Annotated in this window: 8 protein-coding genes; 1 reads left to right on the plus strand and 7 read right to left on the minus strand. The window is 62.9% G+C overall.

The window, feature by feature from the left end; all coding sequences use genetic code 11:
* The 6 genes from ABZS40_RS35815 to ABZS40_RS35840 form a co-directional block, all read right to left on the minus strand.
* The coding region (locus ABZS40_RS35815; RefSeq protein ID WP_354949106.1) for a transposase family protein at positions 1 to 351 on the minus strand (351 nt) is incomplete at its 3' end.
* A 125-nt stretch (positions 352 to 476) separates the two neighbouring features.
* Entirely contained in the window at positions 477 to 992 is a 516-nt protein-coding gene (locus tag ABZS40_RS35820) for a GNAT family N-acetyltransferase (protein WP_354949094.1), read from the minus strand.
* Positions 993 to 1069: 77 nt separating this feature from the next.
* On the minus strand, positions 1070 to 3964 hold the full coding sequence (locus ABZS40_RS35825) for a BTAD domain-containing putative transcriptional regulator (RefSeq protein ID WP_354949096.1): 2895 nt from the start codon (positions 3962 to 3964) through the stop codon (positions 1070 to 1072).
* A 224-nt stretch (positions 3965 to 4188) separates the two neighbouring features.
* The gene (locus tag ABZS40_RS35830; protein ID WP_354949098.1) at positions 4189 to 4710 is read right to left on the minus strand and encodes a GNAT family protein; all 522 of its coding nucleotides are present in this window, start codon (positions 4708 to 4710) and stop codon (positions 4189 to 4191) included.
* A gap of 32 nt (positions 4711 to 4742) precedes the next feature.
* Positions 4743 to 5177, minus strand: a complete 435-nt coding sequence (locus ABZS40_RS35835; RefSeq protein ID WP_354949100.1) for an amino acid-binding protein — start codon at positions 5175 to 5177, stop codon at positions 4743 to 4745.
* Complete coding sequence (locus tag ABZS40_RS35840) at positions 5174 to 5674, minus strand: OsmC family protein (RefSeq protein WP_354949101.1); 501 nt, start codon at positions 5672 to 5674, stop codon at positions 5174 to 5176. Before ABZS40_RS35840 ends, ABZS40_RS35835 begins: the two co-directional genes overlap by 4 nt.
* A gap of 140 nt (positions 5675 to 5814) precedes the next feature.
* Between ABZS40_RS35840 and ABZS40_RS35845 the strand changes: the two genes are divergently transcribed.
* Complete coding sequence (locus tag ABZS40_RS35845; RefSeq protein ID WP_354949103.1) at positions 5815 to 6417, plus strand: helix-turn-helix domain-containing protein; 603 nt, start codon at positions 5815 to 5817, stop codon at positions 6415 to 6417.
* Here the strand turns inward: ABZS40_RS35845 and ABZS40_RS35850 are convergent.
* A complete protein-coding gene (locus ABZS40_RS35850) occupies positions 6325 to 8022 on the minus strand; it encodes an MFS transporter (protein WP_354949104.1) in 1698 nt (565 codons plus the stop codon). The genes ABZS40_RS35845 and ABZS40_RS35850 overlap by 93 nt on opposite strands.
* Between the last annotated feature and the right edge of the window lie 428 nt (positions 8023 to 8450).

An 8450-nucleotide genomic window follows, 5' to 3' on the forward strand; every position in this document is an offset into this window, starting at 1 on the left:
GTGATCGCGGGTCGGGACCAGCGTCCCGTCAACGATCGCGATCTGCTCGACCGGCCGTTTGCGCACCGGCGCCAGGGCCAACAGCGGCGCGAGGGCGTCGATGACCCGATGCGCCGCGGAGCGCGACACCCCGAACAGCGGACCGATCTGGCGCATCGTCAGGTTCGTGCGCCAGTACGCGGCGACCAGCAACACCCGATCGGGCAGGTCAAGAGCCCACTGCCGGCCCGGCCGGCCATCGGCGACGCCGTCACGCTCAGCGACCAGCCGGACCAGGCTGCGGAACTGGGCAGGCTGCAACCCAGTAAACGGAAAGATCCACTCCGAGCCAGCTGCCGTGATCACCTGCACCCCCGGCATCCTGCCCGACCATCCTCAACGGACAGACACCAGGGTTACGAGACATCCCTTACTCGCGACCTGGCTCGGGTTCTGCCCCCTCTTCCACCAACTCGTCCCGACCTAATAAAGCACTACTAAGACGTTCGGAGCTCCCGGCGCATGCTGACTCGGGGCCAGCGATCCAACCCATGCTGCGCCTCTCGTTCTCGAACCGCTCGCAGGCCAGGCGTCAGTTCATCGTCACCGAGGCACCGAAAACCGCACCTTTCGTAGTACGGCTTGTTCCACGGCACATCTCGAAAGGTCGTCAACGTCAGTGCCGGGAAGTTCATATCGGCTGCCAGACCGGAAGCATGGTCGATCAGAGACCGTCCGATCCTGCGGTGCGCATAATGTGGGTTCACCGAAACCTGTTCGATGTGGATGTTGTTGTCGACCAGATCCATGAGCATGTAGGCGACTGGATGCCCCGCTTCGTCCGCCGCGACCCAAGCTCTGCCTGCATCGCGGTACTCGCCCAGAATTTCGACGGGCAACGGCGCGTCGTCGGCGATTTCCGGCATTCCGATCTCGCGGAAGCACTCTCCGGCGGCTCGCTCGATGCCTTGAAGCACATGCAGTTCGTCGATCTCCGCCGGCCTGATACGCATGACCTAATTGTACCTTTCTAGATGATTGACAAAACCTTCGGGGGGATTCCGAGGGGTTCAGCCCGGCAACCCGTAACCTACTCGCCCTGCGTCTTCGTCTCATCGCAGGTGAAGTGGTGGTGGTACGTCCGAAGTCGCTCACGGGCTTGTTGGGCCCTTGGATCGCCGAGGCGGGTGAGAGTTTCGAATGCTTCGTAGCAGCATTCGGCGGCATCTGCATGCCGACCCATCGTCCGGAAGGTGGCACCCAGGTGCAGTAACGCCGTAGCGGCACCCCGCTCGCTCCTGAGCTCACGGGCGATGGCAAGCCCATCCGAGTGGTGCTCTACTGACCGATCATATTCGCCGAGCTTCTCATAAGCCCGGCCAAGATTGGTCAGGTTCGTAACTTGGGTAATGGCGTCACCCCCGCGTCTGTTGATGTCAAGCGCCTGTCGCCAACAGTCAACCGCCTCCTCCGTCTGCCCCCGCATCAGATGGATCTCACCCATGTTGTCGAGACTTGCCGCTCGCCCGCGGTCGTATCCGGTCTTTGTCGACAGACGGAGCGCTTCGCTACTTAGCCTCTCCGCTCGGTCGTAATCTTTTTCCTCGTTGGCGAGCATCGCAAGATTCCCCATAACCTTGGCCTCGCCGAGTTCGTCGCCGCAGCTACCGAAAGTCGCGATGGCTTGATCGTAGGTGAGCCGAGCTTGGGGAGCATCACACATCTCCGCATAGCAGTTTCCCAGAGCATTCAACAGGTGACCCTCGAGGCCTCGATCAGCGATGGCCTGGGCCGCGGTGATCGCCACCGTGTGACAGACGATGAGATCGCTCCACCGCTTGTAATAAGCGAGGAAAGAACCCAACAGGTATGCCACGCGTCCGGCAAGCTCATTGGCGCCGATACGGTGCGCCCACGCGGGCAGGCCCGTCAGGGTCAGATATTCGGTCTCGCACCATTGAAAAGCGGCTCGATGATCGTCAAACCGCATCGGACATAGCGGGCTGGCGCTCTGACTCGGGGCCGCTCGGAACCGATTTGGCGCGAAGATCTGGTCGGCGTTGTGCAGGCTCCGTTCAAACCACGTCAGTAGTCGTAGTGCCGCGTCCTCCCGGTCGGCTGCCGAATCGTGCCGACCCGCCTGCTCCACCGCATACGCACGGACGAGGTCATGAAGTCGGTAGCGGTCGAAAGAATGCTGCTCCACCAAGTGGTTGGCGACGAGTCGGTCCAGGTGCCGCTGAGCGTCGTCAACGGTCAGGTCGCATAAGGCTGCCGCGGCCGGCAGGCTCAGGTCCGCGCCCGGGTAGACCATGCCGACCAACCGGAAGACGCGCGCCGCCTCCGGGTCAAGGGCGTTGTACGACCACGACAAGACGCTACGCATGTCGCCGATCTCGCCGTCGTTAGTACTGAAAACGTCGAGTGGGCGCTGTACGCTGCTCAGCTCGTCCACCACCTGGGCGAGCTTTACCGAGGGCAGGCGCGCGACGCGTTCACCGATGATGCGCAGCGCCAAGGGGGAATTGTCACACAGCATCGACAGTCGACGTCCCTCCGTTCCCTCAGCATCGATCCGGGCTTGCCCGGCTAGCGAGGCGAGGACCCTCAGCGAGTCCGCCATCTCAAGCCGCGCAACGCTGATCCGTTCGGCCGCCTCACTTGCGACAAGCCCGCGAAGTTGATTCCGGCTGGTGATTACCGCTAGGCAACCAGCGCCGGGAAGGAGAGCGCGCGTCTGCTCCGAGCTCCGGGCATTGTCCAGGAGAACCAGGACCCTGCGGGACGCGGTTCGTGAGCGGAAGAGATTGGAACAGGATGCGACATCGTGTGGAATCTCGGCTTGAGGCGTCCCCAGGCTGCGAAGCATCATTGTGAGCGCTTGCAGCGGACCCACCGGAGCAAGAGTGCCGAATCCCTGCAGATTGACGTAAAGCTGGCCGCCCGGAAAAGCCTCGGCGGCCATCGTGCACCAGCGAACAGCGAGCGCAGTCTTCCCCAGACCCGCCGGACCATCGATGATCGCAATAGTCGGCGCGGAGTCCGCAGCCTCCGCCGCGACTGCGAGGATTTTGTCGAGTCTGGCGATCTCATCATGCCGACCGACGAAGTGGCTAATCGTCGGAGGGAGTTCACGGGGTTCGAGCGTGCCGCCAGGGAAGCGCGAGCGGTCAACCGAGGCAGATCCGCTCGCCTGATGTTCGCGGTCAAACCCAGTGCTGGAGATGTCCGCTGGTCCGTCGACGCCGATAGTCGCCTGACCCACCGGCTTCAACAGTCTGTGGTCGTGGTGGCCGTTCAGGATCGCTTGGTACATTTCCCGCAGTTCAGGGCCGGGATCAGTGCCGAGCTCGTCAGCCAGCAAGCGGTAGACGATGCGATAGCTTTCGAGCGCCTCGGCCTGCCGGCCGCTGCGGTAGAGTGCCGCCATCAGTTGCACCCAGAAACGTTCTCGGAACGGGTAGGCAGTTGTGAGGTGCCCTAGCTCGGGAACAACCTGATGGTCGCGGCCAAGCATAAGGTCGATCTCGATCCGGCGGTCCAAAGCGGCGAGCCGCCGCTCGGCTATGGGGGCTGCGTCAACCCTTCGGAGAGACTCAGAAGCGACGTCCTCGCAGACCGGGCCCCGCCAGAGCCCCAGGGCGTCTCGAAGCAGGCTCCATTCGGTTTCCAGATCGTTCGCCTCACTGGCTGAATGGAAAAGGCTCTCAAACTGCAGCAGATCAAGTTGATCAGGCTCGACCCGCAGGACATATCCGGCAGGCACCGTCTTGATAAGGTTGTGCGGTAGCAACGCCTGGCGCAGTCGAACGATGTTGGTCTGCACCACTCGGCGGGGCATTTGCGGGGACTCGCCATCCCACATCCGATCCGCCAGATGAGCCACAGACGTGTGCCGGTTCGGACGCAAGAGCAGCGATGCCAAGAGCACCCGAAGCTTACCGCCGAGCACGGGCAGCGGCTCGCCGTTCAACTCGATGGTCATCGGGCCCAGGACACTGAACCTAATATTGGTGGGCGTGGACTTATTGCCGTTCAGGGAACCGCTGGCTGCATGCATTCTACCGACCTCCGACGATGAATTCTGTCGGTCGCGCTGTCGATGTGATGGTCTGGGGAACCTGTCACCTGTGGTCTGGGCGCGAGCGATACTGCCTGTCCTGGTTTGAACGTGTAGCGATGTTTTCAGCTAAAGCTTTCTACGGTTATTCAATGAGCCAAAGCCCTGACGTCCTGGTCAATCAGTTCCATCAGAATCCCGTCGTGCCATGCCTGACCGGAGGCATCACGTTCGTACTTGCGCATCCGTCCGACGGGCTGGAAGCCGACGGCGGCGTAGCAACGGATGGCAGCCTCGTTGTCTGCGGCGGGATCGATGACAATCCGGTGATGCCTGCGGGCGCCAAGTAGATGGTTCACCAGCGTCGTGATTGCATCGCGGCCCAACCCGCGGCCATGCACCTTCGGATCGAGAAAGATGTCGACATTAGCATGGCGGTACTTCGGATCCAGTTCCTCGCCGTACTGAATCAGTCCTACCGTAACACCTGACTCTTGTACCGCGTATCTGACTTCATCGGTCTCCTCCAGAGGCCAAGTAGCATCGATGTTGTCGTCTCCCCAGCGATGCCACACCTCCGGTGTTCTCAATATTCTTCGCACAACTCCGGCATGTAGTTCGCTGATAGGCTCGAGTGTTACTTGCCGCCCCCGCAGCACCTGATCTGTCATGTCGGAAATCCTTCCCCTCGTCGACCTTTACGTCATCTCGCGTCGTCGCCGTCGGGATGCTGCGTGGCGTTCTCCGGGAACCACTCCGCATCCCAAGCCGCAGCGACCCTGCATGCGATTTCGTGCTGATCGACGACAAGGACGAGTCGGTTGTGATGGTCGCTGTACTGCGTTTCGATGTTGACGCCGGCGGTAGCCATCCGAGAAGCGAGTTCCCCCATTTGGCCGGGGACGTCCTGACGTAGGCGCAGCATGACAACGTCACGCACCCACGTAACGTCAGATCCGGCGGCCTCGAGCGCGGCGCGGGCGGCAGTGCCGTCCTGGACCAGGAAATGCGCCAAGCCCATGCCGGACACGCAAAACACCCCTCCGCCTTCCAAGGACACATTGGCCTCACCCAGGGTGCGTCCGAACTGCGCCAGCGCGCCTACGCGGTCGGTCAACCTCACGTGCACGTCCTTCACGGCTGAACCTCTTTCCGATCCACCCGCACCACCGTCGGAACTAGTTGGGCGTCACTTGCGAGAGAGTTGGCGATAAAACATTCCGAGTGGGCTCGTAGGATCAACTGCTCAACCATCTCCACATCCTCCGTCTCGCCGATGGTCACAATTGGATTGAGGAATACCGTCGTGATCCGCATGGGTATTGAGTCGCGTGGCATGACAGCCCTTGCAGAGTCCTCATAATTAACGACTTCGATTTTCTGCATCGCCGCAATCGATAAAAAAGTGAGCATCAGGCAGCTGCTCGCCGCGATGGTGAGCAGCTGCTCAGGGTTGAGGTGCTCCGAGTCGCCGCGGAAGGTGGGATCCGCGCTGAGGGTCAATTGAGCGGTCGACGGCGGGGCAGAGCCGTAGTGCATCCTGGAGAATGCGCGGTATCCGTTTTTTGTTGAGCCCCGCCACCGAACCTCGGCCGCGAATTCGTGGTCTTGCAATTTGAATACCCTTTCCAGCATAGAAATGAGTTCGGAAGTTCAAGTGTGGTCACCCCCCTGCCTTTAGAAAAGCCGCAAGTAAGGCTATCGCTACAGAAGGTCACAAACCGACTGTCGGTTTGTAAATGTTACCAGGCAGTGGGTGGGCCTACGATGGGGTGGTGACAGAGGAGATGAGGGACCTGCGGGTGGTGAAGGGACACCAAACCCGGACACGGCTGCTCGCGGCGGCACGGGAGCTGTTCGGTCGCCGTGGTTACGACGACACGTCGATCGAACTGATCTTGCAAGCAGCGGGAGTCCAGCGCGGCGGCTTCTATCACCATTTCGGGTCAAAGCAGGCCGCCTTCGATGCAGTACTGGACACCGTCATCGCAGAATTGGCAGTTGAAGTAGCTTCAGCAACGCCACGCGACGCCGATCCCCGTACGGTGCTGCGAGTGGGTTGTGCAGCCTGGCTCCGACTGTTGCTCGATCCCTCTGTCCAGCGCATCACACTTCTGGACCCGCCATCGGTCCTGGGGTGGAAGCGCTGGCGGGAGATCGACGAACAGCACATCCTGGTCAACCTGCGACGCACGCTCAAACGCCTCCCTTCCAAGACCACTTGCCCAGCGGAGGAGATCGATCTTCTGGCGCACCTTCTGCTGGCCGCCGTCGGCGAGGCGGCGCTACACATCGCCTCCTCCGATGCTCCCCATGCGGCGCTCGCCGCTGCCGACTCCGCGGTCGGCCGGCTCATCGATTCGATGGTCGATAAGTAGCCTGGGTCCCTTACCGGCGATATTCGTGTGCTGGCCGCCGTGGGATGAGAGCCGCAGCGGTAACCCAGCCCGCAGCGCTATCGACGGCGAGGCTACGGCGGCCGACTCGGCCGGCTCTGGGCCGTCGGCCTGTCCCGGCGAGCGCACGATGGCCAGTACAGCTATGCCGGCTACCAGAGCGACGATGCCGCTCAGGAGAAAGACCTCATCGAGCCCTGCAGCGTAGGCGCTTCGCAGCAGCTGGTCGACGGCGTCCCGCGTCTCCGGCGGGGTCTTTTCGAGGATCCCTGCGTACCCCCCGCCGATAAGCTGCCCGGAAGCCGCATCGGGCTCGGTGAACAAGTCAGAAGGCCCGAGTACGTCACGGGCCTCGGCGCTCGCGACGGTGGCGAAGATCGGAATTGCCACGGCGAAGCCCATCTGGCGGAACGTGTTCATCGCCCCGTTCGCCATACCGGCCCTATGCGGCGGTACGGCCGACAGTGCTGCGGACGCCAGCACCGGCGAGGCCAGACCCACGCCGAGACCGGTCACGGCGAGGCCCGGCACAAGTACCGCCCATCCGGAGTCCGGACCGAGTTGCATCTGCAACAGTGCTCCGGCGCCGACCAACAGCAAACCCCAGCCGATGGAGTGCCGCGGTGCAACTCGGTGCAGAAGTCGGCCTCCAACGGCCGAGACCACAAACCCCACGGCAGCAAGCGGCGTCAGCGCCAGTCCTGCGCTGATCGGACCGAGGCCCCGCACCGACTGCGCCCAGAGCGAGACGAACACGAGGCTGCCGAACGCCGACGCGGTGAGCACCGCGCCGCCGACCATGAGGGTCGAGAAGGACGGCTGTCGGAAGAGGCTCAAGTCGATGAGCGGGTTGGAGTGGCGCCGCTCCACGAGGACGAACACAATACCGGTGACTACGCCTGCGCCAATGGCTCCTGTGCTGACCTTGTCCGTCCATCCGTGCTCCGCTACGCGGATGAGTCCGTACACCACCGCCGAAGCCGCGACAGTGAATGTGAAGGTGCCGAGCAGGTCGATGCGTCGCCCTGCTAGTGGCCGGGACCTTTGAATGCCACGCAGTGCGAGGGGCACCGTGATCGCGACGACTGGGAGATTGACGAGGAAAATCGCCCGCCAGCCGAATTGCTCAGTAAGGACTCCGCCGAGAATGGGCCCAGCTGCGGCCGCTGCACCGTTGGCCGCCCCCCAGACACCGAAGGCCATCCCCCGATCGCGCCCCTTGTAGATGGAATTGAGCAACGCGACGTTGGTGGCATACATGGCCGCGGCACCAAGGCCCTGCACCGCTCGAGCCGCGACCAGAACGTGAATGTTGGGCGCCAACCCACATGCCAGCGAGGCCACGGCGAAGACCACGAGGCCTCCGATAAACACCCGGCGGTGCCCAAGAAGGTCCGATGTCGAGCCGACGGCCATCATGGTGGCGGCCAGCACCAGGACGTAGATGTCCACGGTCCACTGCAGTTCCGACAGCGAAGCGTCCAGCCCGTTGGCCAGCGCCGGCCCGGCGATGCTCACGATTGTCAGGTCAACGAGCAGCATGAACGTGCTCAACGAGATCGCCACCAGCGGCAACCACTTCCGCATCAACTTTCACCCTTCACTACGACCGGTCAAGCACTGCGCAGAGCCTGTCCGATCATGCGAGGGGCGCTGTCATGCGCCGACAGATCTGGTGGTTTCCGGCACGGCGACGTCATCCCCGGCTGATGCAGTCACTTGATCACCTCGGGCTGGCGCGAGCATGTGCGGGCGGCAGCGGCGTCGCGCCGCTGCTACCCCAGCGCACACATCGATCGGTACGTCCGGCGCGCAGGGTGGCCACGCCCCCAGCCCTGGTGTCCGCCTGCGCGCACGTCCCGCCAGCCGTTTGTGGCGAGCGTGCAGAGGCTAGCGGAGTGATCGGCGCGAGACTGGTCGTACAGAGCGCGGTGACCAGTCCGCCGGCGCGCAACCAGCGGCCCGCCGGCGGACCACCCGCGCACAAAAAAATGCGTCGAAGGGGTTGATGCCAC

The organism is Micromonospora sp. NPDC005324 (assembly GCF_040607155.1).
Taxonomy (GTDB): domain Bacteria; phylum Actinomycetota; class Actinomycetes; order Mycobacteriales; family Micromonosporaceae; genus Micromonospora; species Micromonospora trifolii.

What these genes read in the sequence shown, in the direction of transcription:
- ABZS40_RS35820 (WP_354949094.1), bottom strand. Translation starts at nt 992, where the DNA reads ATGCGTATCAGGCCGGCGGAGATCGACGAACTGCATGTGCTTCAAGGC.
- ABZS40_RS35825 (WP_354949096.1), bottom strand. Translation starts at nt 3,964, where the DNA reads ATGACCATCGAGTTGAACGGCGAGCCGCTGCCCGTGCTCGGCGGTAAG.
- ABZS40_RS35830 (WP_354949098.1), bottom strand. Translation starts at nt 4,710, where the DNA reads ATGACAGATCAGGTGCTGCGGGGGCGGCAAGTAACACTCGAGCCTATC.
- ABZS40_RS35840 (WP_354949101.1), bottom strand. Translation starts at nt 5,674, where the DNA reads ATGCTGGAAAGGGTATTCAAATTGCAAGACCACGAATTCGCGGCCGAG.
- ABZS40_RS35850 (WP_354949104.1), bottom strand. Translation starts at nt 8,022, where the DNA reads ATGCGGAAGTGGTTGCCGCTGGTGGCGATCTCGTTGAGCACGTTCATG.